This window comes from Geobacter sp. SVR (assembly GCF_016865365.1).
Taxonomy (GTDB): domain Bacteria; phylum Desulfobacterota; class Desulfuromonadia; order Geobacterales; family Pseudopelobacteraceae; genus Pelotalea.
Map to the genome: position 1 here is coordinate 3,868,893 of NZ_AP024469.1, position 22,902 is coordinate 3,891,794.

The 22,902-nt window shown below is 59.5% G+C and carries 24 protein-coding genes and 1 riboswitch; of the genes, 13 read left to right on the plus strand and 11 right to left on the minus strand.

Annotated elements, in window-relative coordinates:
• Window positions 1-6 precede the first annotated feature (6 nt).
• Window positions 7-1,596 carry a hypothetical protein gene (locus GSVR_RS18085; RefSeq protein ID WP_173201993.1) on the minus strand — a complete coding sequence of 530 codons (1,590 nt, stop codon included), beginning with the start codon at window positions 1,594-1,596 and terminating at the stop codon, window positions 7-9.
• A 725-nt stretch (window positions 1,597-2,321) separates the two neighbouring features.
• Complete coding sequence (locus tag GSVR_RS18090) at window positions 2,322-2,861, minus strand: hypothetical protein (protein ID WP_173201994.1); 540 nt, start codon at window positions 2,859-2,861, stop codon at window positions 2,322-2,324.
• Window positions 2,862-3,192: 331 nt separating this feature from the next.
• Between GSVR_RS18090 and GSVR_RS18095 the strand changes: the two genes are divergently transcribed.
• The 3 genes from GSVR_RS18095 to GSVR_RS18105 all read left to right on the plus strand — a co-directional run bounded on the left by GSVR_RS18095 (window position 3,193) and on the right by GSVR_RS18105 (window position 5,758).
• Window positions 3,193-3,813 (plus strand): trimeric intracellular cation channel family protein, encoded by a 621-nt coding sequence (locus tag GSVR_RS18095; protein ID WP_173201995.1) that lies wholly within the window; start codon window positions 3,193-3,195, stop codon window positions 3,811-3,813.
• Between the two features lie 157 nt (window positions 3,814-3,970).
• Complete coding sequence (locus GSVR_RS18100) at window positions 3,971-4,888, plus strand: hypothetical protein (RefSeq protein ID WP_173201996.1); 918 nt, start codon at window positions 3,971-3,973, stop codon at window positions 4,886-4,888.
• Between the two features lie 81 nt (window positions 4,889-4,969).
• Entirely contained in the window at window positions 4,970-5,758 is a 789-nt protein-coding gene (locus GSVR_RS18105; RefSeq protein ID WP_173201997.1) for an SDR family NAD(P)-dependent oxidoreductase, read from the plus strand.
• Window positions 5,759-5,883: 125 nt separating this feature from the next.
• Here GSVR_RS18105 and GSVR_RS18110 read toward each other — a convergent pair whose 3' ends face one another.
• The gene (locus tag GSVR_RS18110; protein ID WP_173201998.1) at window positions 5,884-6,591 is read right to left on the minus strand and encodes a DUF3793 family protein; all 708 of its coding nucleotides are present in this window, start codon (window positions 6,589-6,591) and stop codon (window positions 5,884-5,886) included.
• A gap of 208 nt (window positions 6,592-6,799) precedes the next feature.
• Entirely contained in the window at window positions 6,800-7,315 is a 516-nt protein-coding gene (locus tag GSVR_RS18115; RefSeq protein ID WP_370552088.1) for a DUF3750 domain-containing protein, read from the minus strand.
• Between the two features lie 176 nt (window positions 7,316-7,491).
• Between GSVR_RS18115 and GSVR_RS18120 the strand changes: the two genes are divergently transcribed.
• Together GSVR_RS18120 and GSVR_RS18125 are read left to right on the plus strand one after the other, a co-directional pair.
• Entirely contained in the window at window positions 7,492-8,418 is a 927-nt protein-coding gene (locus tag GSVR_RS18120) for an MBL fold metallo-hydrolase (RefSeq protein WP_173202000.1), read from the plus strand.
• 135 nt (window positions 8,419-8,553) lie between these two features.
• Window positions 8,554-8,907: a transcriptional regulator gene (locus GSVR_RS18125; RefSeq protein ID WP_173202001.1), complete on the plus strand. Its 354-nt coding sequence runs from the start codon at window positions 8,554-8,556 to the stop codon at window positions 8,905-8,907.
• Window positions 8,908-8,923: 16 nt separating this feature from the next.
• On the opposite strand, the gene GSVR_RS18130 is transcribed toward GSVR_RS18125, so the two are convergent.
• Window positions 8,924-9,472 (minus strand): nitroreductase family protein, encoded by a 549-nt coding sequence (locus GSVR_RS18130; RefSeq protein ID WP_173202002.1) that lies wholly within the window; start codon window positions 9,470-9,472, stop codon window positions 8,924-8,926.
• Window positions 9,473-9,526: 54 nt separating this feature from the next.
• Window positions 9,527-12,181: an ATP-binding protein gene (locus tag GSVR_RS18135; RefSeq protein WP_173202003.1), complete on the minus strand. Its 2,655-nt coding sequence runs from the start codon at window positions 12,179-12,181 to the stop codon at window positions 9,527-9,529.
• Window positions 12,182-12,457: 276 nt separating this feature from the next.
• Here GSVR_RS18135 and GSVR_RS18140 point away from each other — a divergent pair, with 276 nt between their 5' ends.
• Window positions 12,458-12,970 carry a PaaI family thioesterase gene (locus GSVR_RS18140; protein WP_173202004.1) on the plus strand — a complete coding sequence of 171 codons (513 nt, stop codon included), beginning with the start codon at window positions 12,458-12,460 and terminating at the stop codon, window positions 12,968-12,970.
• Window positions 12,971-13,148: 178 nt separating this feature from the next.
• Here the strand turns inward: GSVR_RS18140 and GSVR_RS18145 are convergent, their stop codons facing one another.
• A complete protein-coding gene (locus GSVR_RS18145) occupies window positions 13,149-13,394 on the minus strand; it encodes a DUF3553 domain-containing protein (protein WP_173202005.1) in 246 nt (81 codons plus the stop codon).
• 400 nt (window positions 13,395-13,794) lie between these two features.
• Here GSVR_RS18145 and GSVR_RS18150 point away from each other — a divergent pair, with 400 nt between their 5' ends.
• The 3 genes from GSVR_RS18150 to GSVR_RS18160 all read left to right on the plus strand — a co-directional run bounded on the left by GSVR_RS18150 (window position 13,795) and on the right by GSVR_RS18160 (window position 14,752).
• Window positions 13,795-13,995, plus strand: a complete 201-nt coding sequence (locus GSVR_RS18150) for a cold-shock protein (RefSeq protein WP_173202006.1) — start codon at window positions 13,795-13,797, stop codon at window positions 13,993-13,995.
• Window positions 13,996-14,079: 84 nt separating this feature from the next.
• On the plus strand, window positions 14,080-14,232 hold the full coding sequence (locus tag GSVR_RS18155; protein WP_173202007.1) for a hypothetical protein: 153 nt from the start codon (window positions 14,080-14,082) through the stop codon (window positions 14,230-14,232).
• An 82-nt stretch (window positions 14,233-14,314) separates the two neighbouring features.
• Window positions 14,315-14,393: riboswitch (cyclic di-GMP riboswitch) on the plus strand.
• 83 nt (window positions 14,394-14,476) lie between these two features.
• Complete coding sequence (locus tag GSVR_RS18160) at window positions 14,477-14,752, plus strand: hypothetical protein (protein ID WP_173202008.1); 276 nt, start codon at window positions 14,477-14,479, stop codon at window positions 14,750-14,752.
• A gap of 105 nt (window positions 14,753-14,857) precedes the next feature.
• On the opposite strand, the gene GSVR_RS18165 is transcribed toward GSVR_RS18160, so the two are convergent.
• The 4 genes from GSVR_RS18165 to GSVR_RS18180 form a co-directional block, all read right to left on the minus strand.
• The gene (locus GSVR_RS18165) at window positions 14,858-15,352 is read right to left on the minus strand and encodes a tRNA-uridine aminocarboxypropyltransferase (protein WP_173202009.1); all 495 of its coding nucleotides are present in this window, start codon (window positions 15,350-15,352) and stop codon (window positions 14,858-14,860) included.
• 66 nt (window positions 15,353-15,418) lie between these two features.
• Window positions 15,419-16,393, minus strand: a complete 975-nt coding sequence (locus tag GSVR_RS18170) for a 4Fe-4S binding protein (RefSeq protein ID WP_173202010.1) — start codon at window positions 16,391-16,393, stop codon at window positions 15,419-15,421.
• A gap of 229 nt (window positions 16,394-16,622) precedes the next feature.
• The gene (locus GSVR_RS18175) at window positions 16,623-17,294 is read right to left on the minus strand and encodes a response regulator transcription factor (RefSeq protein ID WP_173202011.1); all 672 of its coding nucleotides are present in this window, start codon (window positions 17,292-17,294) and stop codon (window positions 16,623-16,625) included.
• Between the two features lie 49 nt (window positions 17,295-17,343).
• Entirely contained in the window at window positions 17,344-18,159 is an 816-nt protein-coding gene (locus tag GSVR_RS18180; RefSeq protein ID WP_173202012.1) for a pyruvate, water dikinase regulatory protein, read from the minus strand.
• Between the two features lie 311 nt (window positions 18,160-18,470).
• Here GSVR_RS18180 and prmA point away from each other — a divergent pair, with 311 nt between their 5' ends.
• The 4 genes from prmA (at window position 18,471) to mutL (ending at window position 22,767) form a co-directional block, all read left to right on the plus strand.
• Window positions 18,471-19,397 (plus strand): 50S ribosomal protein L11 methyltransferase, encoded by a 927-nt coding sequence (gene prmA / locus GSVR_RS18185; protein WP_173202013.1) that lies wholly within the window; start codon window positions 18,471-18,473, stop codon window positions 19,395-19,397.
• Window positions 19,394-20,137, plus strand: coding sequence for a 16S rRNA (uracil(1498)-N(3))-methyltransferase (locus GSVR_RS18190; protein WP_173202014.1), 744 nt, complete (start codon window positions 19,394-19,396; stop codon window positions 20,135-20,137). The genes prmA and GSVR_RS18190 overlap by 4 nt, the downstream gene beginning before the upstream one ends.
• Before the next feature lie 94 nt (window positions 20,138-20,231).
• Entirely contained in the window at window positions 20,232-20,846 is a 615-nt protein-coding gene (locus GSVR_RS18195; protein ID WP_173202015.1) for a hypothetical protein, read from the plus strand.
• Between the two features lie 88 nt (window positions 20,847-20,934).
• Complete coding sequence (gene mutL, locus GSVR_RS18200) at window positions 20,935-22,767, plus strand: DNA mismatch repair endonuclease MutL (RefSeq protein ID WP_173202016.1); 1,833 nt, start codon at window positions 20,935-20,937, stop codon at window positions 22,765-22,767.
• Window positions 22,768-22,902 lie beyond the last annotated feature (135 nt).

Below are 22,902 nucleotides of genomic sequence, written 5' to 3' on the forward strand. Positions count from 1 at the left end.
AGGCGGTTACATGCCGCCGGTTGCGGCGATGGTGAAGTCGGCCACGCCGTTCGTTGCCGTTGCCGCGCTGCCGTCGGTGGTCTTCTGTTCGCCGTTGACCGTAACCCTGGCATAGAGGTGTCCCCCGCTGGCGGGCAGCGTCAGCCCGGCCGCGGACCAGTGGCCGTTGCCGCTATCCGTGGCCGCTATCCAGGTCGCCTTGTCCGTGGACAGTTCCACCGTCATGGCGGAAACCGCCACCGCTGCGCCGGTCTGGTCGTGGAGCGTACTGCCCGGAAAAACGGGCGCGAACGTCATCATCATGGCGTCGTCCTGGGCCGCGATGAACAGCGTAAAGGTTCCGTTGCTCAGCCCCTCGTTGAACAGGTAATAGGTGCGCTTGGCAGTGCCCATGCCCATCATGCCGGCGATCAGGTCGGCATTCCCCTTGAGGGTGGCACGGCTGGTGGAGCCCATGGACATGGCGACCGAGGGGTAGAAGACGACGGTTTCGGTGCCGATCTTCACCTTCAGTTCCCAGACACCCATGCCGGGACCGGATGCCATCAGATAATAGACGGTGCAATCATAGGTGCCGGGGACGGCGGATTCCACCACCGCATCGACCGGTGCCGCATGTGACATGGAGGCCATGTACATGGTGGGTATCAGGGTGATGATCTTGCCGGTGGCCGGCGTACCATCCGGGTTGCTCACCCTGATCCTGAAGCTGGTCTTGCCCTGGGCCGCAGCCATCGCACCGGGAACATACTCCACTTTGTAACTGGAAGTCAGGGCCACCGTGTTGAACGGCAGCGCCTCGATCTTGTCGATGGTCAGCCCGGTTTTGTTGTTCGTGCCGGTCACGAACGTTACCTGGGATTGTACGAAGCAATTGCCGGCATCTTCCGGAATGGCGGTGCCAGATGCGGTCGTGACAACGGTGCCGTTATGTCTGCCGTCCAGCACGCCGTCGGCAAGGTCCTCGGCCAGGGCCTGGAGCAGCTCGCTCTGCTGGGCGGGCGCCAGTCCGAAGTCTTTGGTCAACTGGCTGAAAGCGGCCACCTTGAGTCCTGCCAGGCGTTCGGCAGGCACGGCAGCGCTGGACTGGTTGGCAAAGGCCGGTTTGATGGCGGGATTCGGCTTGTAGCCGAAGGCGCTGCTGAAGGCGGAAAAGGCGGCGGTCCTGGTTCTGCCTCCTGCCACAAGCTTCTGGATGATGGTGCTGGAAGGGTCGATGGTTACGTTGCCTCCGGCAGCCAGGGTGCCGGCCGCCACGTGGGCGGTGAAGGTGCCCAGCGCCACTCCCGTGGTCGCGGTCGCCTCGTCGGTGAAGCTTCCGCCGCTGGCCTCGAAAATCAGGTCCGAGGAGAGGGCCGAGGTGGGAATGGCTACGGTGAAGGCGCCATTAACGTCGGTCGGCGCGGCGGTCCGTGCCACCTCTGTTCCGGCGGCGGTTTTTACGATGACCGTTGTTCCTGCCGCCGGCCCGGCCAGCACGACACCGGAAACTGACGTGGTCTGAGGTGCAGGTGCGGAGGTGCCGCCGGAACCGCCGCACCCGAAGATGACTGCCGAAATAAAGGCCGAGAACAGCAGGGAGAGATATGTTTTCATGGAGTTATCCTTTTCGTGTTTTTTTGATGGTGGCTTCCCGGCCTTCCCGCCCGGACCGGAATCGACGCCGGATGCGGGTGGGCCGTAGCGGAAATGCCTGCGGCTTCGGCATTTCGAAATGATGCCGGCGCCGGGTAAGGCACATCTGCGTGGCAGGCGCTGAGAAGTCTTCAGGCTGCGACGTCTTCGAACGTCAACGAGTCAATAAATAACCCTGATTAGCGCTGATCTTCCGCTAACAGCAATCACGTGCCAAGTCCCCCTTTGAAAAAGGACCTAAAGGGCCTAAAGGGGATTTAGGGGGATTTGCCGGTAACGGCGCTACTTCAAATCCCCCCTGGCCCCCCTTTTTCAAAGGGGGGGACTCTTGACGGAAGATTGGCGCTAATCAGGATAAATAAATGGTTATTCCGCCGCATGAGCTCCGAGTGCACCCCGCATGCAGGGAAACGGTAACCGCGCTGACAGGTCGAAACCGTCGTGCGTGCCGGTGTTCATGGAGTTCTCCCTTTCCCTGCCGGCCTGAAGTGCATGCCGGTCGTGAGGGGGAGGCTACATGAGCACTCCGGGCTTCATGAATCAGAAGTACGACGAGCAATGTCCGGCATCTGTCGCAGGCGGCAACCGGATGGTTTGCCACTGCGGCCGTGCATTGTCACGCGAGGATGCACCTCGAGTGCTGCAATCCCGTGTTCATGATGCAATGGTGTGACTGCGTGGTGTTTTCAGGCGTGATTGACGAGTTTCGGTGGGGGGACGGGGGGTTCTGGATGACGTGAGGTCAGGCGTTGCGGGGTGATGTGATAGGTACCGTAGTCTGATGGCGGCGAGATGCTTTCTGCAAACCGGTAGGGCACCAGTTCATTTTTTCCCGCTCCCCCTGTGGCAAGTGTCTTTCCTTTACCGCAGGGGCAGTTGCAGCTTAGTACGGTGACCTTGGTGCCTGCTTTATTCTTCTTGCAGCATTTCCCTGTTTTCTTGTCGGCATCATTATCGGTGGAAGCAGCGGTTTTTTCGGAACTGTCGTGCTGCTCCGCCGTATGCCGGTGCTGCTCCATCCGCTTTTTGATGGCGCAGCAGCAGGTCTTGTTGGCCCTGCTTTCCGGGGAACAGCCGCAGATATCGCAATCACCCACGCATTCGCCCGTCATGGCATAGGCCACGGTTTTTGAGCGCATGACCACGCTAGCCAGCGGGCTCACCGTGATCGTGAGATATATCACGGCGAGTCCCAGCGCAATTATGTGACGGCGAAACAGTTTCATCCCATTCCGGTCCCCGGTATGTTGAATCGGCACTGCCCGGTTTCAGATTGTTTGGCCCAGATAATACTGTCTACGAGGGATGCGTGACAAGATAATTTTGCAATTCATTATCAATTGGTGACCATGACCTGGACGTTTGCACATACGGCACACCACAAGTCGTCTCTGACCGCTATCGACTTCTGTCATAGCGAAGCAGGTCCGAAGGAAGGAGGCTGCTTTTGGGCGACAGCTTCAGCGACTCCAGTGATCCGCCGTTCTCCGCGATTTGAGGTTGCCGTGAGTCGTGGCACCGGCTACACTGGAGCCCATTTCACCCCCTGGAGGCATCATGTCACTGCTGTATACCCTGGATCTGCTCGGTACTGCCGCCTTTGCCGCTTCTGGAGCACTGGCCGGCATCCGGCGGGAAATGGACCTGTTCGGCGTACTGGTGCTGGGCATGGTAACCGCTACCGGCGGCGGTACCTTGCGCGACCTGTTCCTGGGAGACACGCCTCCGTTCATATTCAAAAATGAAACCTACCTGTACCTGTCGATCGCGGTATCACTGGCGATCTTCGTCTTTCACCGGCGGCTCGGCTTCATCCATCATCCTCTGTCCTATTTCGATGCGATCGGATTGGGCACCTTTGTCGTAATCGGCACCGGCAAGGCGCTCGATTTCAAGATCGGCTTTCTGGGCGCAGTGATGATGGGGGTCATGACCGCCACCACCGGCGGCATGATCCGGGACATGCTCTCCAACCAGGTTCCCCTGATACTGCAGAAGGAAGTCTATGCCTCGGCCTGCGTGGTTGGCGGGATACTGCTCACACTGTTGCACCACACTCCCCTGCCCCGTCCCTGGGCACTGCTGCTCTCGGCTGCCATAGTCATTGTCCTGCGCCTGCTGGCGATCCGCTACAACTGGTCGCTGCCCCGCGCCCGCCGCGACCTGCCACTGCACTGATCTCCGAAACATACCCAATATTCTTCCACTCCCCCAGCGAGAAAAGTTTCCTTAAACTTTTTAATTTACACACCTTCAGGGAATGCATATAGTGCGGAGCGGTTCCTGAGCTCGAAATCGGCCTTATGCGCACGTACAAATCCTCTGGAGGCACGTCATGAAACTTATTCCATCCTTCGTACTGATTGCCGGACTTTGTTCCGTGATTTCCGGATGCGGCGGAAGTTCGTCAGCACCGACCACGGCAACCGGCAAGTTCATCGACGGCCCGGTGGGCGGATTGACATACGTCTCCGGCGCGCTGTCGGGCACCACCGCCCCTGACGGATCATTCACCTATGAGATCGGCAAGAGCGTCAAGTTCTCCGTGAACGGCATCGTAATCGGCGAAGCACCGGCCGAAGCTGTCATGACCCCCATCCACCTGGCCGCGGTACACGATCCGAACGCCAATGCCTCATCGGACGAGGTCGTGAACATCGTGCGCTTCCTGATGGCTGCCAGCACCATCGACGCTCATGGCGCCATGACCATCGACAATACCAAAGTAGTGCCCACATCCTCCCATACGCTGGCCTTCTCGAACACGACCTCCGCCTTCAGAAACATGATAAACGACGTCGCACCCGGTATGGCAGCCGTGTCGGTATCTCAGGCCAAGACCCATTTGACCTCAAGCATCAATAGCCAGTGTGCCGGAACATATACGGGAACGTATCAAGGCTTTCAAACAGTAGCAATCAACTCCACATTCCCCCAAATGACATCAGCCATGCCTGGTGCCGGCGGCCGCAATCAGGGTGGAGCACTGATCACAGAGCCAACCATTCTTGGTTCATGGACCATCACGATCAAATCGGACGGTACGGCAAGCGGTTCCACAAGCAGGGGTGAAGCAATAAACGGGAGCCTTTCAAATGGCATAACATTCCATGCTACAGTCGGGGAAAACATGGTATGGGATGGTAAACTTAACCTTGCAGGAGGGAGCCTGAGCGGGTTTATATCCTATATGTCAACTGGCCGCAACCAAGGGGGAGGCAGCATCCAGAGTAGCTTTACCGGTTCTCGATAGATGCCAGCAGTCCACCTGTCTTTGATTATCAGAGGCGGGTGGTACAATTAGAGTAGGTATTCTATTCAGTTGGAGGCACCGATGAATCTGCAGCTGATCGGCAAGAAGGCCCTCATTTCCGGCTCCACCAAAGGCATCGGACTGGCTGTCGCTACACTGCTGGCCAACGAGGGGGCACGGGTGATCGTCAACGGACGAAGCGAGGAGTCTGTTTCGTCCGCACTCGAGCGGATCCGGAAGGAGGTGCCGGATGCCGTGCTAGAGGGGTTCTGCGGTGATCTGGCCGAAGCCACGACAGCCGGTGAGTTGCTGCAGCGGATACCGATAGTGGATATTCTGGTGAATAACCTCGGCATCTACAGGCCCAAACCGTTTGAAGAGATCCAGGACGATGAGTGGCGCCAATTTTTCGAGGTGAATGTGCTGAGTGCCGTGCGTCTGGCACGAGGTTACCTGCCCGGCATGAAGGAGCGCAACTGGGGCAGGATCGTGTTCATCAGCAGCGAAAGCGGCATTCAGATCCCGCCGGAGATGGTCCATTACGGCATGACCAAAACCGCTCTGCTGGCGGTATCACGCGGGATCGCAGAAACCTGCGCCGGCACCGGGGTGACCTCCAACGCGATACTGCCTGGCCCCACCCGCACGGCGGGCGTAGATGTATTCGTGGAAAAGGTCAGCGGCGGCAGAACCTTTGACGAGTTCCAGCAGGACTTCTTCAGCACGGTCCGCCCCACCTCGCTCCTGCGGCGTTTCGCCACCCCCGAAGAGGTCGCCGCCCTGGTGGCCTACGTCTGCAGCCCGCTCTCCTCAGCCACCAACGGGGCGGCCCTCAGGGTGGATGGCGGGGTGGTACGTTCCTGCTTTTAGCGCGCAATGCGAGGATGACATTTCGCTGCCTCCCCGATAGAGACAAAAAAATCCCCGCCCTGCGGCGGGGATTTTGATGACCATTCCTGTTTATCACATCAGACTCCGGAAGGATCGGCCTCTGTTCAGCAGTTCCCCCCTGTCCCTTGTGCAGCCATAGGCCTGCAAACCGCCCTTGCCATAAGACACTGTGCAGGATCATGGCATGAATAGAGACGCTCGGCCATGCGGCTGCGGCACTCCCTGAAGCGATCGGCCAATTCGAGGCTGCGGCGGGGATCACCGAAGATCTTCCAAGGGCCCTGGCAGGCGTATGCCAGCGGAATCCGCCCCATGAAGGCCAGCACATCCTTCAGGGGATACCCGAGAAAGATGCCGATCTCATGGGGAAAGGCATCGGCCCTGGTGCGCGCGCCGAGCTGACACAAGGTCTGCTCCGGATCGGCCGGCCTCTTGTAGCCCAGTTTGCCCAGAATGACTGTCACCGCCTTCATCTGCAGCAGCTCCTGCAGCAGATCCTCGCGGTAGAGATATACCAGCAGTGCCTCTCCGCTGTCCTTGAGTTCCCTGACCTTCAGGCCGCTGCCCGAGAGCAGCGCGGCGCCGTGTGTCTTCCAAATCCGGTAGGGATTGAGGCCGCATCGGCGGGTGCGGTTGACCAGGTTCACCAGGTTACCGGGCTTCTCCCCTTCGACCACCTCGGCTGCCTCCAGTGCCAGATATGCTGCAAAGCAGTCGCGGGTACCAGAAAAACGGGGAGCCAAGTCGTTCCAAAGGGGGTATGCAGTGACTGCTCGGCCGTTCAAACCGGTTGTCCGTTGCACTTGTGCCATTGCCATCTCCATACATGGTATTGAAATTCGTTTTCAATATATACGGGTAACGCCGGCATGTCAAATGGTAATGTCCGGAATACGGGCTTCGCGCTCATGGCAGAGCCGTGTGTTCCTGCCCTCTCCAGCCATCTGCTATAAAGTATACCATCAGGGATGTTCCATGAAGCCGTGGAAGGCATCCCCGGGCCGGCCCACCGCCCCAATATTATCGATATCCGCTGCCGATCGCCGAAAACGGCAGGTCCAGAGCGAGTGCCGGCACCTGCCGGGCCACCCAGGCGGTAAAGGTGTTGCTGTTCGGCCCCGGGAAGGCGCTGTAGGTATCGGGCCAGGGATAGCTGCGTGCAGCCCGGTCAACGGCGGTGATCAGTTCGTCCACACCGGCGCCGCGATGATCCTTCAGAAGCCGGGGACGCTCCCCGAACCAGAAGCGGTCCGGCAGGTCCTTTTCGATGCGCACTATCGGCAATCCGCGCCACTGGCGCCAGCCGATGACCTCGTAGACCGTGTAGCCAGGCTCGTTGCTATGCTTGGCCACAATCCAGGTGTGGATGGCGAACCAGCCGCGCCAGCCCCAGGTCGGCGCCCCGTACACCTGCAGCACCGCCTCTTTGACCACCGCGGGATCCGGCGCAATGCCGGCCGGCTCACGGCTGGCGGTTCGCCAGTCCTTGCCGGCGCCGCAGCCCGAAAGCATGTACATCATGACGCTGAACAGCATGATTCGTTTCACGATATGCTCCTGTTGCATTTTTCCCGAATGTACGGGCACCGCCGATCAGATATTATTCTGCACCGCTCTCGACGGTATTACAAGGAGGGAGCCCGTGCGATAGTGCTTGCCTGACCTTCCGGGAATACTTTATGGTGTGGACACATCCCCCCGCAGGAGACCATATGATCCGCAACCGCCTCACCTGTATCGACCTCGACCAGCCGGCCCTGGAAGGTTTCCGGCAATTCATCAGCTCCTGGCTGTACAGCAGCGATGACCTGACCATGCTGGTCGATCCCGGCCCGCTCTCAACCATCCCGCACCTCTGCACCCAGCTACGGCAGCAGGGGGTCGACCATCTCGATTACGTGCTTCTGACCCACATCCACATCGACCATGCCGGAGGAACCGGAGCCCTGCTAAGGGAGTATCCGGATGCGACCGTTGTCTGCCATCCCGAGGGGATTCGTCATCTGGTTGCGCCGGAGAAGCTTTGGCAGGGTTCCCGTACGGTGCTCGGCCGGCTGGCGGATATTTACGGCGAGATCGCGCCGGTACCGGAGAAACGGATAACCTTCGAAGAGAGCATCGGCCGGACCGGCATACGCGCCTTTCTGACCCCCGGCCATGCCCAGCACCACTGCAGCTATCTGCTGGACGAACTGCTGTTTGCCGGCGAAGTGGCCGGCGTGCGCTGCGACCTGCCGGACGGCATCTTCATGCGCCCGGCCACCCCCCCCCGCTTCATACTTCCCACCGCACTCGATTCGCTCGACCGTATGATCGTTCTGGCCCCCCGCCAGATGGTTTTTGCCCATTACGGACTGGTGGAAAACGCCCTCGAACACCTGCAGATCGCGCGCAACCAATTGTTGCTGTGGGTCAGGGGGACCGCGGCAGTCGCCGAAGTGGCAGAGGGGGAACGGGAAGAGGCCATGGTGGCCTGGCTGATGGAGCGGGACGAGCATTACCGGAATTTCGACCGCCTGCCGGTGGATATCCAGGCCCGGGAGCGCTACTTCCTCGGCAATACGCTGCGCGGCATGGGAGAATATGTGGCGGCCCTTCCGCCGGAAGAGCGCCGGGTATTGGCCGAAGCGGCTTCATAAAAGATTACCGGCAGAAGTGCGCACACAATCGGATAACACGCGGAGGCACGGATTTCACCAACCTTACGCTGCCACGGATCCGGGTTACACTATAACTGAAGTCAGACATCCACGAGAGCTTCGAACAGGCGAATCATGCGCCATAAACCGCGTCAAGCCACCGTACCGCGGCCCGCTCCGGAAACCGCCCGCCAGGCTGTCGCTGGCCTGCTCCGCGGGCCGCCTCTCTCCGTCAGGGAGATCTCGATCAAAGCCCATCTTTCAGAGAAAGAGGTCTATGATCATCTGGAGCATATCCGGCGCAGCCTTCAGGCCGAAGGGTGCCTGCTGGAGGTGACTCCCGCTGAATGCCGCAATTGCGGGTTCGTGTTTGCCAAACGCGAGCGCCTGTCCCCTCCGGGGAAATGCCCGCTGTGCCGGCATGAAGCGATCCTTGAGCCGCTCTTCTCAGTCAGGCGCCGCCGGGATCACAGCAAGGGCGACGAGTAAGGATTCCCGCCGGCAGTCATGCCGACTGATTTCTCTCCCAGGCCCGATCGTAGCTGTTGTGCCTGACCTTGCCATACTGCAACTGATCGGCGGAGAGCGGCTTTCTTGTTTCAGCGGGATGGCCGATGCCGATCATCGCTTCTACCCGTATATGCGCCGGCAGACCGAGCAGCTCCTGAACGAACGACTCGGCGCTGGTGCTGCGGTCGTGCGGGCGGTTGCGTATCTGTATCCAGCAACTGCCCAGTCCCACCGATTGCGCCACCATCTGCACCATGATGGCGGCTATCGAGCAATCCTCGACCCACACATCGGATTTTGTCTCATCAGCACAGACCACGATACCTGCCGCCGCCCCCTTGAAAAAAGCAGAGCCGTGCTCCTTGGCTGTTGCCAGCGTTTCCAGAATCGCAGGTTCATCCACAACCACGAATTCCCAGGGATTGATGTTACGTGAAGAAGGGGCACGCAGCAGCGTTTCCACCAGCAGATCAAGGGTGGTGCGATCGATCCGCTGAGCGGTATATCTGCGGATGCTGCGGCGGTTCCTTACCAGTTCGATCATTCTGAAATCCTCCTGAATATATGGTTGCGTTTGCCGCTCTTCAGAAAAGGCTGCTTATGCCATTCTTCCGGGGACAGGTTCCGGTCCCCCGGCCAGTATCTCCGCAACCTTATTCTCCATGGCCGCCACAGAAAAGGGTTTCTGAATGAAACCGGCACCTTTTTCCAACTGTCCCTGCTGAACGATCACGCTGTCGGTATAGCCGGACATGAACAGTACCCGCAAACCGGGCTGGTGCTTGGCCAGGCACCGGTACATCTCGTTGCCGTTCATCTCGGGCATGATCATATCCGAAATCAGCAGATCCAGTACCGTGTCCTTGGCCAGCTCCAGCGCCTTCGAAGGGGTATCCGCCTCAATTACCTCGTATCCGCGCATCTCCAGCAACTCCCTGACCATGGAGCGTACCATGCCATTGTCTTCCACCAGCAGGATGACCCCCCGCCCCTGATGCGCACTTTCGTTGACAGCCTCCGGTTGCCGTTCCCGGGGCTGTTCCTGGACACTGGGGAAGTATAATTTGAATACAGTCCCTTTTTCCGGTTCTGAATAGACCCAGACACTGCCGCCATGCTGCTTGACTATGCCGTAAACGGTGGCCAGGCCGAACCCGGAGCCCTGCCCGACCTCTTTGGTGGTAAAAAAGGGCTCGAAGATATGCTGCATGGTTTCCTTGCTCATGCCGCATCCGCTGTCGCTGATGGCCAGCATCACAAAACTGCCGGGCACCGCATCCGCATGGCTGCGGGCATACTCGCCGTCAAGGGTCGCCATGCAGGTCTCGATGGTAATGACACCCACCCCCTCGATGGCATCCTGAGCATTGACAACCAGGTTCATGATCACCTGCTCGACCTGGTTCCTGTCGGCACAAATCCGTTCGATGTCGGGGCCCAGCAGAAGCCGGATATCGATATTCTCGCGGATGGTTCGCCTCAGGATCGCCGTAAAGTCGGAAATGAGCTGGTTGAGACTCATGATATGCATGTCGAGCATCTGCTTGCGGCCGAAGCTGAGCAGTTGCTGGGTCAGCTCCCTGGCGCGGCCGGCGGCCTGCATGATCTGCCCGACCTGCTCCCGGGCAACGGGGTCGGCCGTGCGGTGCACCAGTTCGGCGTAACCGATGATCGGAGTCAGCAGATTGTTGAAATCGTGAGCTATGCCGCCTGCCAGGCGACCGATCGACTCGATGCGCTGGGCCTGGTTCAACTGTTCGGTCAGGCACCTTTTTTCATCTTCAGCGGCCTTGCGCTCGCTGATGTCGCGGACCAGAACGATCAGACGGTTGACGCCGCCGATGGCGGCCATGCGCATGCTGATCTCGGTCCAGAAAAGCCGGCCGTCGCGATGCTTGCTGCGCCACTCGAACAACTGCGGCTGTCCCTCCGCAGTCAGCGCCATCCATGCCAAAGCCTCCCGCTGGCTGTAGGGAGGCTCCCCCAGACTGAGGCGTTCCACATCCAACTGGAGAGCTTCATGCCGGCTGTAGCCGAACATGCTGCACATCGCCTGGTTCACGTCGAGAATCGTGCCGGTTTCGAGGTCGTGGATCAGAACCGCGTCATTCAGCGAATCGAAAATGGCATGAAATTTTTCCTCGCTCTCCTTCAGCAGCGCTTCGGCCTGATCGCGCTCATGCAGCCGGATACGGAGGGAATCGGTCATCGAATCGAAGGATTGCGCCAGCTGCCCCAGTTCGTCCCCGGTATACGGCACGTTGGTTCTGATGGCGAGGTTGCCGCGGGCAAGCGACTGGGAGGCTGCCGCCATCTTCTCGACCGGCACGACGAAATAGCGGCCGGACAGAATCCGCGTAGCTGCCAGGGTCAGGCTCGCCGCCAGGACGAACACGAACATCGAGCCGATCAGAAAGCGCCTGGCTGCAACCAGGGCCTCGTCTTCCGGTATGGAGACCCGGATATAGAGGTAAGGAGGATCGCCGGGGCGCAGACTGAGCCGCGTGAAAGCCAGCAGTCTTTTGACATTGTCCAGTCCGACATCCACAAAAACGCCTTCTTCATCGGGTCCGGTAACCCGGCTGCGCAGGTGGGGCAGGTCCTGCAGGCCGGGCTTGACGGTTTCGTGGTCCGGATAGCGCAGGATCACCACTCCGCGGTGGTCGGTCACGTTGAGGACGGCGTTTTCGGGGAGTTTCTGGGCGTCGAAGATGGCATCGAACTGGGTGAGATCGAAGGTGGCATATAGCACCACCACCGGATTGCCGGCATGGTCAAGAACCGGCAGGCTGAAATGGATCGAGGGTTTGCCCACTGAGCGGCTGACGGTGTATTCACCGGCGCTGAAGCGTCTGGTACGCAGGGCATCCTGAAAGTATTTGCGGTCGCGGATGTTGAAATTGCCCGGCACGCCGCTGGCTACCAGGTTGCCCTCCAGATCGGCAATGCCGATGTTCAGGCTCGACGGGCTCTGGCGCAGGATACTGCCGAGAATGGCGGTACAGGCCCGCCCATCCTTTTGCCGCACTTCGGGGAATTCCGACAGGGTGATCAGCAGGTTGCGGACCCCCTCCACCCGGGCGGCATGTTGAAAGGCGATCGCCCGGGAAGCAGCCAGGGCCGCCTGCTCGGCTTTTTTGTGCTCCGTTTCGTATCGGGAGTAGATGTCGTAGCAGCAGGCGGCAATCACCGGCAGGCCAGCGGCCAGCATGATGACAATCAGCTTGGTGCGGATGGAGAAATGCCGAATCATGCCCACAGTCGCCCTTGTGCGGCCCGGGCTCCTGCGGAAACAGGCTCTTCCGGACCGGTGCTGCGCTCTTCGCGCGCTGCTGATGGGACACCATACGGCATTGAGCCCATTTATTCAATAACTGCTTTGGTGCTGCTGCCGTGCCCGGGCATTGTGCCGCCTGCAGCTGAAGCGCTGCCTCAGCCCGTAATCACCCTTTATTCCCGCGGTAAAGTTTGGTAAGGTGACCACCGCCGCTTTCGTAAAGGGAAACTACTATCTACCGAAGGAGCCCATGTGGTAAAGACTGCCGTTGGAAAAGTAACCGTAACCCTCTGTCCGCCGGTTGATCTTCAGGGGGAGACGGATTGGACCCCCTTCGACGCCCCCGCACTGGTGGGCGAGTCTCTGCGCTTCGTATCGGGTGACCCGGAAGGCAACCGTTTTCGGACCCGCTACTACCGCGACCCGGAGCAGCACCTGCAGGCGCGGATCTGGTTCGGTCCCGAAACCGAAGGCCCTCCCGGGCATGCCCATGGCGGATCGGTGGCCGCGGTGCTGGATGAGGTGCTGGGCTTGGCGGCCTGGGCAGCCGGCTATCCGATCGTAGTCGGCAACCTGAGTGTCAGCTTCCGGAACCTGTTGCCGTTGCAGAAGGTGGTCACGGTAGCCAGCAGCGTCGTCTCCGCCAAGGGACGCAAGGTCATGGTGCATGGCCGCATCTTTTGCGGCGAAACACTCTACGCAGAAGGTGAATGCCTCTGCATCACAATTGCCGGCAAGGCCAAATCCCCCAATCGTGGCGACTGATTCTGGGGGCTTCGATCCTCAGAGCTGCCGCTGGTGTCGCTCCTGATCCCGCTAACCTTTGTGGCGGGACTGTTCCCCGGTTATGGGGCAGCTATCAGTGGAAACCGGGACGTAAATCAGACACCGTCCTATACATGTTTGTACCGGACTGCGGCACTCTGACTGACGACAGACTCCTCTATTTCTTCTTTCTGGCAACTTTCGTGGGGTGCGAGACTGCTCTCTCGTCATGGATTTCGGGCAGTGGTATGAACGAACCAAGAAGGGCTGGCTGGAGGATGTCAAAATGGGAAATGGCGATCTTGCGGTTTTTGCCGTCGCTGAATTGGATCATAGCGAGGGTGGCTGTTACTTCCAGGACCTTGCCGGCGCCCCATTCGAGCATCCCGCTGTGATTTACAATGTTGCCTACTTTGAGTGTCATTGATCATACCGCTTTCTTTTGTAAAAATGGTGAGTGTTTCGAATATCAACCCGAGCACATGGACGAAATAATAAAATATGTACATGACATAACTATTTTATAGTACGGCAATGCTATCATAACGCAAGGAATATTCCGCTCGCCGTCTTCCTGAATGATACCGAAAACTCCATCTATCACGTAGTTATTACGTAAACTTACACGTATTTTACGAATTTCGTATGAAAGATATCGGGAGAAAATAGTTTGGCAATTGCCATGTCTTGGCTTTCTCCTTCATATTCGACATACATTTTAAATTATTTACAGCTTGACTTGCAGCACATACAGGTTTACGCTTAAACAGATTCGGAAATTTTCCGGATAAATTTAAAAGAAGTATCAGGAGAAGGTAAGAAAAATGGTAAATGGAACAGTAAAATGGTTCAACGACAGCAAGGGTTTCGGGTTTCTTGAGCAGGAAAATGGCGACGATGTATTTTGTCACTTTTCCGCCATCGTCGGTGACGGATTCAAATCCCTTGCTGAAGGTGATAGAGTAACGTTTGATGTGACCAAGGGTCCGAAAGGGCTTCAGGCCGCGAATGTGAAACGGGTCTGACCCACTCTTCCTAGCGCTCCCAACGAAAGCCCCGGCATGCCGGGGCTTTTTCGTTTCAGAAAATTATTCAGCAGGAGGAACGCAATGGCGAAACCCAATTTCCAGTTTCAGAAGCGGAAAAAAGAACTTGAACGAAAAAAAAAGAACGAGGAAAAACTGTTGCGCAAGCAGACCAGAAACAGCGTTCCCCCCGAGGACACCTCCGAAGAGCCCTCCGCCGGAGAGAAGACCGAGTAAGGCAAAATCCGGGAATTTTGGCGGCCATTGGCATTGACTCGGCCGGCAAACTCCCCTATAGTATCTCCCGCTGAACGCTCGATAACGATAAGACTAAACCATCCGTGAGGGTGGGACGGAAAGCCCATTGGGTCTCGATCAGAGACAGCCGGGATGCCGAACTATCACGATAGTCGTCATCCCGGTTTTTTTATGCCCGGATGACAGGTTTTCAACAGGACCTACAGAAAGGGAGAAGAACGAGATGGGAATGCATGTGAAGAAGACAGTGATCGGTAGTGTTGTCTGTGTGGTGGCCATGGCCGGCATCGCGGCTGCGTCCAATGTGGGGGTTGACGTCAACACCCCTAACGTCCGGGTTTCGGTCGGCGGCGTGCCGGCGCCCCCGCCGCCGCCCCTGCCCCATGTGACCGTGGTGGAGAAGGAGCGCGTCATCGTCCGGGAAGGGCATGATCGCGGCAAGCACAAGGGATACTACAAGAAGCACCACAAAAGGCACTGGAAACACCATCGTGACTAGCCGTTGCGGTGCGACCGAATCCCGGCATCATCCGGCCGGAGGTTGGCCTTGAAGCATCCGCAATAGTACTGGTTCAAAAGAAAGGCGGCCCATTGGCCGCCTTTTTCAATGCCCCGGCAACGCTCCGCGCATCACCCCTGCAGGCCGGATGAATCCCAGAAAGCGTTCCTCCAGACGGTCCGCCTCCGCCAACCGCCCCGTGTTCCGCAGGATCTCTATCACACATTCGGCAGTACAGAGACAGGCCTCTTTCTGGTTTTTCCTGAGGTTGTAGACGGAAGGTCCGGAGGGCTTGAGGCAGACCCGCCGGACCTTTTGCAGGTACGGACTGCGCTGATGGATCCTGCGTGCCTCATGCCAGGTACCGTCTATGATCACGAACTGCCTGATCCCGCTCAGATCGCTGCTGCTTTCGTCAGGGGCACCGGGATAGACCAGGGCCACGCCTCCTGCCTCGATCTCCTCCAGCAGCCGGGCCGGCGGATTCATCCGGTCCCAGCGCACCTGTTCGGCGGCGCCTCCCAGCACCTGCAGCACCAACTGTCCGGTATTTGATCTCTTGCCGATTTCCTTGAAATGGGTCAGAAGGGTAAATTTCATGTTTGCAGGTGCCCGTCGTAAAGTGATGAATGTTGTGCAAGGTACCGCCAGGGTCGCGCCCGGCCGCTATCTCCCCAGCAGCACCCGGTATTCGCTCAGCGGAATGGCGGTGTGCCACACATCGCACGCCTCGCCGATCGCCGTGCCTCCCCAGAAGCAGAGCACCACCAGCAAGGCGAAGACAATGCCCGAAATCGCGACGCGGCCGGCCAGTCGCATCGACAGTGTCCCCTCGGCCCGGCAATGGGCAATGCAGCGCCAGCAGCCGATGCACTCGGGCGAATTGACGCTCCGCTTGCGCATCACATCGATCCGGGTCGGGCAAACCTGACTGCAGACGCCGCAGGAGACGCAGGTCTCCCGGTCGCGGCTCACGCGCACCGGGGAGAGCATCGCCACCAGGCCGAGCAGTGCCCCGTACGGGCAGAGATAGCGGCAAAAAGGATTCTTGAACGGCAGCGAGAGCAGCAGCAGGAACAGGATCACCCCTGCGGCCAGCGACGAGGGGTGCAGAAAAAAGTCCAGCAGACGTACATCGGCAACCCTGTGATAGTCCGACAGGATGAAGTCCCTCAGGGATCCGGTATCCATACGGATCACGATCGGATAGATGAACAGGGCCAGCAGCAGATACTTCAGGCCGCGCAGAGCCACATCCAGCCGCTTGGGCAATTGCAGATTGCGGCGGAACACCTTGAACCCGAGCTTCCAGGCCGATTCCGAGATGGTTCCCACCGGACAGATCCACGAGCAGAACGAGCGCCTGAGCAGCAGCGACACCGCCAGCACCGTCAGCAGCACCACCAGCGCCGCCGGATGGACCGGATTGATGCCGGCTCCCTTGAGCCAGGCCGACAGCCCCAGCAGACCTGAGATCGGCAGAAAGCCCTCGATGCCGTCCGGCCGCGGCACGAAAGCGGTGGCACCATTGCTGCGGAAATGCTGCACGAACTGGTAGAAGCGCATGCCAAGCCAGAGCATGAACGCCAGAAACGCGCACTGAATCAGGATGCGGAGCGGCTGTACGTAGCGGGTGGGCATCGAATCTCCCCGTGTTTCCATAATGACGGCAGCGCTTGCCGCCGCGGGGGTGGACATCTGTCATTGCGGCGGTCTCGCCGGCAAGGTTCCCCCGGGGCGGTTCAGGCCGCCCGAACGGCGAAGGGCGGGTGCACTTTCGTGCGACGCCGCCCTTTGCCACGTTTCAGGTTCTCACTATACCCGTGCGAAATAGAAAAATCAATCGTCGGCGAATCTCCGCTGCAGCCGGTTACCCCTCCCGCAGAATATAGCCTTGGCCACGGACCGTGTGGATCAGATTGGTGGGATAGTCCTTGTCGATCTTCTTGCGCAGGTAGTTGACATACACGTCGATGATGTTGGTGAAGCTGTCAAAGGCATAGTCCCAGACATGTTCCGCAATCATCGCGCGGGACAGGACCGTGTTGGGATTGCGCACCAGGTACTCCAGGAGGCCGTACTCCTTGGCGGTCAGGTCGATCTCCTTTTCGCCGCGCCACACCTTGTGGGTGACGGGATCGAGCCGCAAGTCGGCAAAGCGGATCTCGGCGCCACGATCCTGTTCGCTGCGGCGCAGGAGCGCCCTGACCCGTGCGGTCAGTTCGGCAAAGGCGAACGGCTTGGTCAGGTAGTCATCGGAGCCGGCATCCAGACCCGATACAATATCGTCGGTGGTACCGCGTGCCGTCAGCATCAGCACCGGAATATGCTTGCCCGCCTCGCGCAGCTCTTTTACCACGGTCAGGCCATCCTTTTTCGGGAGCATCACATCCAGAATCACCAGGCTGTAGTCGCTGGCAAGCGCCTGCTTGAGCCCTTCGGCTCCGTCATAGGTCACCGTGACTTCATACTGATCTTCTTCCAAGCCGCGCTTGATAAAGCTGGCCACTTTCTTTTCGTCTTCAACCACGAGAATTTTCATGTCGTTTTCCTCCTTATTTTCTCATTACCGTTATTGTAGCACTAATTAATTATTTTTGTGCTAGTAGATCCATCCGTCGCATGATCTCCGAGGATGCCTCCTCAACCGATTTGTGGGTTACGTCGATGACCATCCATTCCGGATGCCTGCGGTACAACTGTCTACAATAGCCGATCTCATCCTCCACCAGATGATAGTCCGCATACTTTCCGCGGGGGCTCTGGCGCATGGTGATCAGCCGGGAGGCGCGAATTTCCACCAGGCGCTTGGGATCGATGATCAGGCCGACAATCTTGTTCTGGTCGATCTGAAACAGCTCCTCGGGAGGATCGATGCCCTTTACCAGGGGCACGTTGGCGACTTTGTATCCCTTATGGGCCAGATACATCGAGAGCGGCGTCTTTGACGAGCGCGACACGCCGACCAGCACCAGGTCCGCCTTGTGCAGATTACGCGTTTCCTGCCCGTCATCGTGCTTGACCGTGAAGTCCACCGCTGCCACCCGTTTGTGATACTCGGGATCGATCCGGTAGAGAAGCCCCGGTTTCTCTTTGGATGGAGCACCGAGGTAGCGCGAGAGGTTATAGATCAGGCTCGTCAGCAGATCCACCACCAGCAGCCCGTGTTCTTCGGCGATCCTCTCCACGGTCTGGGACAGGTGCGGGTCCACCAGGGTATAGACAACCATGCCCGGCTCCCGGACGGCAACCGACATGGCCTGATGCACGTCGGGCTCGTTGCGGATCTGGCACAGGCGCTGCACCCTGACGTCCTCATCGTAAAACTGGGAGAGGGCGGCCCTGATGACGCGTTCGGCAGTTTCACCGGTTGCATCGGAAATGATGTAGATTATCTTTTTCTTCATATAGCAGATCCCGCTGTCTCCCCGAATCGGTATGTCTTCCAGCCTTCTCCCGCTGCCATGCTTTCGTCTCTCGCGCGAGCGGCATTCCGCCGCAGAGACGGCACGGCACCTGAACGGGGGGCCAACAACGAATGGGTTTCGGACTGGCACCTTCTCCGGCTTCCGTGCTTCACGGACTTCCGGTTTCATTAATTGGGGAAGTTACGCTTTCTAATTAAAGATGATTTGTTTGTCAAGGATTTTTTGTTGCCAACCTTGTACTGCTCTGCTAACCTGCCGATCTTATGATCAAATCACCGAAGGACGGTCACATGAGCGACAGTTGGATCGAGATTACCTGTGAAATTTCCGCCGAGCTGGCCGACATTCTGGCCGACTATCTGGCAGAGCTCTCCGGAACCGGCGTCTGCACCGAAAACCTGAACGTGGATGCCTTTTCGCACAGCGAGATCGTCCATGCCCCGACAGTGGCGGTCAAAGCCTATTTCTCCGCCAACGACGACATCGAAGCCCGGATGCGGGAGATCGGCAGCTTCCTCGACCATCTGGCCGTACAACATCCCGGCCTGGCCATTACCCCACCCTCGCGCTCCACGGTACGCAGCGAAGACTGGAGCACCAGTTGGAAAGCGAACTTCAAGCCCCTCCGGGTCGGTCGTCGTCTGCTGGTCGTCCCGACCTGGGAGGATATCCATCCGCGTCCGGATGACATCGTACTGCGGCTTGACCCCGGCATGGCCTTCGGCACCGGCGGACACGAAACCACCAAGCTGTGCCTTGAGATCCTGGAAGAAACCATGGACACCATGCCAACCCTGCTGAGCCCTTCGGTTCTGGACCTGGGCACCGGCTCGGGCATTCTCGCCATGGCCGCCGTCAAACTGGGAGCGGGCCGGGTATGCGCGGTCGACATCGATCCGCTGGCAATCGACGTTGCCAGGGAAAACCTGACCCTGAACCAGTTGAGCGATCAGGTGGAATGCAGCACCACTCCCCTGGAAGCGCTGGACGGTGCCTTCGATGTCATCCTGGCCAACATCCTGGCCGAAGAGCTGGTGCGGCTGGCTCCGCACCTGACGGAGCATCTGGCCCCCGGAGGGAGGCTGGTACTCTCCGGCATCCTGGCCGAAAAGGAAATGCTGGTCCGCAGTGGTTTTGCGCAGCAGCCGGTCGAGTATAGCGAGACACGCCGCCAGGGGGAATGGGTTGCGCTCGTTTACCGGAAGGCCCATCCATGAGCGTCCGGCGCTTCATGATCAACTCCCGCAGCATCCGCAACGGTTATGCCTCGTTCGATGGTGACCTGTTCAATCACATGGTCCGGGTCCTGCGCCTCGGCACCGGCGCCGCCGTGACGATGGTGGACGAGCGGGGGGCGGAATACCAGGGCCGGATCGACCAGGTCGACCGGGAATGGGTGGTTGTCAAGGTCGATTCTCTGCAGGAGACGCCCGAACAGGCTGCCGGACCGCGGCTGACCATCTGCCAGGCCCTTCCCAAAGGGGAGAAGACGGAGCTGATCCTGCAGAAGGGCACCGAGCTGGGTGCCTGTGATTTCTGGCTCTTCGGCGGACGTCGCTCCGTGGCGCGCGTCCGCGACGACCAGCGCGCGCCCAAACTGGAGCGATGGAACCGCATTGCGTCGGAAGCGGCGCGGCAATGCGGGCGGCGCAGCATTCCGGAGGTCAGATGGTTCCAAAGTGCGGTCGAGGCGGCCGACGCCTCGGATCATGATCTGAAGCTGCTCCTCTGGGAAGGGGAGCGCACGCAGAGACTGAAGGATGCGCTGGCCGGACATGCCGCTCCGGCGTCGGCCATCGTTGCCATCGGCCCGGAGGGGGGGCTCGATCCGTTGGAGGTCAGGCATTTCTCCCGGCACGGTTTCCTGCCGGTTTCCCTAGGAGAAAGGATCCTGCGGACCGAGACCGCTGCTCTTGCCATCACTGCTATTTTACAGTATATATGGGAAGAAATCTGAAAGCACCCAGGCTGTACCGTCGTCAAGAAACCAGGCTCCCCAAAAACCTGGCCACAATCTGACCCCCAATGCGGCACGGTGCGAGGAGCCACCGATGAAATGCCCCAAATGCGGCTACAACAGCTTCGAATTCCACGACATCTGTAAAAAATGCTCCCATGAACTGAACGGTTACAAAGCGACCTATGGGCTGAAACCGATCGTGATGCCCCAGCAGGCCCGCACCGCCCTGGCGGCCGAATTCTCCGCCTCCGCGCTGATGCCGGAACACGCACCGGAAACCCTCGAACCGGAAGCCGGCATCTTCTCCTTCGATCTGCCCGCAGAGGATACCGACGCCGCTACCGGCGCCGACACCGAATACGACGATCCCTTTGCCTTCATCAAGGTGGGGAACGAAGAGACTACGGAACCCGGCGGATTTCCGTTCGATGAAAGACAGGACCCTTTCCTGTCCGCACCCCCTGCCCAAAACGACGATGAACGTGCCAGCCTGCTGGAAGCGGTTTCCTTCGGAGGAGAAGACCCCTTTGCCGTGCCGGTGGCTGAGCAGCAGAAAACTCCGGCCCCGGCAGCCGGCATCATCGAATTCGACCTGAGCAGTTTTTCCTGGGATGAGCCGGCCGTGCCGGATGCCGTGACCGGCAGCGACAAGCCGGAGAGTGGTCACACCGGACTGACCGGAGGCGGCAGCTCCACTCCCCGGTAGTCACCTCACGCACAGCTCAAAAGAGCGGGAGATCCCCGCTCTTTTTCTTTCGTCCGACCTTCTGACCTGATCAACCCGGAGAACTTCCGTGTCCCAACGCATAACCATCCTGCCCGAAATCATCACCAACAAAATCGCTGCCGGCGAGGTGGTCGAGCGTCCTGCCTCGGTCATCAAGGAACTGGTCGAAAACGCGCTGGATGCCGGCGCCACAGAGATCTCCGTGGAGATTGCCGCGGGTGGCCGGCGCCTGATCAGGATCACCGACAACGGCCATGGCATGTCCCGCGAGGATGCCCTGCTTTCGCTCGAGCGTCATGCCACCAGCAAGATACGGAACGACAGCGACCTCGATGGCATCCTCACCCTGGGATTCCGCGGAGAAGCGCTCCCTTCGATCGCCTCGGTTTCCCGCTTTCGCCTATCGACCCGGGAAGCCGACAGCCTGGAAGGAACCGAGATCACTGTGGAAGGGGGACGGGTCAGGGATGTCAAGGCCTGCGGCATGGCGCCCGGCACGGTAATCTGCGTCGAGCAGCTCTTTTTCAACACGCCGGCACGGCTCAAGTTCCTGCGCAGCGCCGAGACCGAGGCCGGCCATGTCGGGGATTGCATATCGCGCATGGCCATCTCCCGGCCGGATGTCTCCTTCAGGTGCACCAGCGAGGGACGGGAACTGCTGCGGGTGCAGCGCGGCGATCTGCTGCGGCGGCTGTCCCAGGCCCTGGGCAGAATCACCGCCGACAATCTCTATCCGGTTGAGCATGTCAGGGACGACATCACTGTCACGGGCTTCATCTCCGGCCCCTCCGCCGTCCGCTCCACCACTGCCGCCATGTTCACCTATATCAACGGCCGGTTCGTTCGGGACCGGGTCGTGCAGCACGCCATCATGCAGGCCTGCCGCGGTGTCATCGACCGCGGCCGCTATCCGGTCTGCGCCCTGTTCATCACCATTCCAGCCGGCGAAGTGGATGTCAATGTCCATCCCACCAAGCATGAGGTGCGCTTCCGGCGGCAGACGGAAGTCCATGACACCATCCAGGCCGCTCTGGAGGAGGTATTGTCGCGCTCCCCCTGGCTGGCAGGACGGCAGCAGCCGGCTGCGCCGCCCCCCTCCAACGGTCAGGCCTATCGGGAGCGGATAATGGCCGCCGCTCAGGCCTCTCTCGACCTGCCCCGGCGCGAGCGGCCCCTGTTCGATCCGCAGCCGGCTCCTCCCGCGGCCGAGCAGCCGCGCTACATGGTGTCTCCTACCGAGGCCACCGAGGACACTGCGGTACGGGAACCGGCCGTCCCGTTTCAGCCGGCGCCGACGGAAACCCCCGGCAACGGCGGCTATTTTTCCTCCCTGTCCGTGATCGGCCAGTTCCATGCCGAGTACATTCTGTGCCAGTCCGGTGCAGAGCTGGTGATCATCGACCAGCACGCCGCCAGCGAACGGGTCGCCTACCAGCGCCTGCGTCGGCAGTGTGCCGCCGATGGAGTCGAATCCCAACGGCTGCTTTTCCCGGAAACACTGGAGCTGAGTTTCAGCGAAGCAGCGGCTGCACAGCGTTTCGCAGAAGACCTGAACCGGATCGGCCTGGAGCTGGCGCCGTTCGGCGGCAATACGGTGATTGTCAGTGCAATCCCGCGTATCGCTGCCGCAACAGACACGGCGCGCCTGGTGCGGGACATGCTGGAGGAACTGGCCCAACTCGGCACCACCGCCGCATTCCGGGAGGTCGAGGAGAACCTGCTTGCCCGCATCGCCTGCCATAGCGTAATACGCGGCATGCGCCAGCTGGAGCAGCGGCAGATCGCGGAGTTGCTGCGCAGCATGGATGAAACCGATTTTGCGGCCAGTTGCCCCCACGGCCGCCCGGTTTCCCACACCATTACCCACGCCGAACTCGAAAAGATCTTCCACCGCACATGATTGCCCGAATCCGCTGCCGATCGTGCCTCTCCCTCCAGGGAAAGCCTGAGCACCCACCTGCCCCGCTGCCCTTTTCTTAGGCATCAATACATTAAATTTCAGTAAAATTATTGACAACCGCCAAAACAGGGTTAT

Coding starts and splice junctions, on each gene's coding strand:
- GSVR_RS18145 (WP_173202005.1), bottom strand. CDS start 13,394: ATGACACTCAAAGTAGGCAACATTGTAAATCACAGCGGGATGCTCGAA.
- GSVR_RS18115 (WP_370552088.1), bottom strand. CDS start 7,315: ATGCTGTTCAGCGTCATGATGTACATGCTTTCGGGCTGCGGCGCCGGC.
- GSVR_RS18135 (WP_173202003.1), bottom strand. CDS start 12,181: ATGATTCGGCATTTCTCCATCCGCACCAAGCTGATTGTCATCATGCTG.
- GSVR_RS18160 (WP_173202008.1), top strand. CDS start 14,477: ATGGGAATGCATGTGAAGAAGACAGTGATCGGTAGTGTTGTCTGTGTG.
- GSVR_RS18180 (WP_173202012.1), bottom strand. CDS start 18,159: ATGAAGAAAAAGATAATCTACATCATTTCCGATGCAACCGGTGAAACT.
- GSVR_RS18170 (WP_173202010.1), bottom strand. CDS start 16,393: ATGCCCACCCGCTACGTACAGCCGCTCCGCATCCTGATTCAGTGCGCG.
- GSVR_RS18100 (WP_173201996.1), top strand. CDS start 3,971: ATGAAACTTATTCCATCCTTCGTACTGATTGCCGGACTTTGTTCCGTG.
- GSVR_RS18095 (WP_173201995.1), top strand. CDS start 3,193: ATGTCACTGCTGTATACCCTGGATCTGCTCGGTACTGCCGCCTTTGCC.
- GSVR_RS18130 (WP_173202002.1), bottom strand. CDS start 9,472: ATGATCGAACTGGTAAGGAACCGCCGCAGCATCCGCAGATATACCGCT.
- GSVR_RS18125 (WP_173202001.1), top strand. CDS start 8,554: ATGCGCCATAAACCGCGTCAAGCCACCGTACCGCGGCCCGCTCCGGAA.
- GSVR_RS18165 (WP_173202009.1), bottom strand. CDS start 15,352: ATGAAATTTACCCTTCTGACCCATTTCAAGGAAATCGGCAAGAGATCA.
- GSVR_RS18175 (WP_173202011.1), bottom strand. CDS start 17,294: ATGAAAATTCTCGTGGTTGAAGACGAAAAGAAAGTGGCCAGCTTTATC.
- GSVR_RS18120 (WP_173202000.1), top strand. CDS start 7,492: ATGATCCGCAACCGCCTCACCTGTATCGACCTCGACCAGCCGGCCCTG.
- GSVR_RS18110 (WP_173201998.1), bottom strand. CDS start 6,591: ATGGCACAAGTGCAACGGACAACCGGTTTGAACGGCCGAGCAGTCACT.
- GSVR_RS18150 (WP_173202006.1), top strand. CDS start 13,795: ATGGTAAATGGAACAGTAAAATGGTTCAACGACAGCAAGGGTTTCGGG.
- GSVR_RS18190 (WP_173202014.1), top strand. CDS start 19,394: ATGAGCGTCCGGCGCTTCATGATCAACTCCCGCAGCATCCGCAACGGT.
- GSVR_RS18155 (WP_173202007.1), top strand. CDS start 14,080: ATGGCGAAACCCAATTTCCAGTTTCAGAAGCGGAAAAAAGAACTTGAA.
- GSVR_RS18090 (WP_173201994.1), bottom strand. CDS start 2,861: ATGAAACTGTTTCGCCGTCACATAATTGCGCTGGGACTCGCCGTGATA.
- GSVR_RS18105 (WP_173201997.1), top strand. CDS start 4,970: ATGAATCTGCAGCTGATCGGCAAGAAGGCCCTCATTTCCGGCTCCACC.
- GSVR_RS18195 (WP_173202015.1), top strand. CDS start 20,232: ATGAAATGCCCCAAATGCGGCTACAACAGCTTCGAATTCCACGACATC.
- GSVR_RS18085 (WP_173201993.1), bottom strand. CDS start 1,596: ATGAAAACATATCTCTCCCTGCTGTTCTCGGCCTTTATTTCGGCAGTC.
- prmA (WP_173202013.1), top strand. CDS start 18,471: ATGAGCGACAGTTGGATCGAGATTACCTGTGAAATTTCCGCCGAGCTG.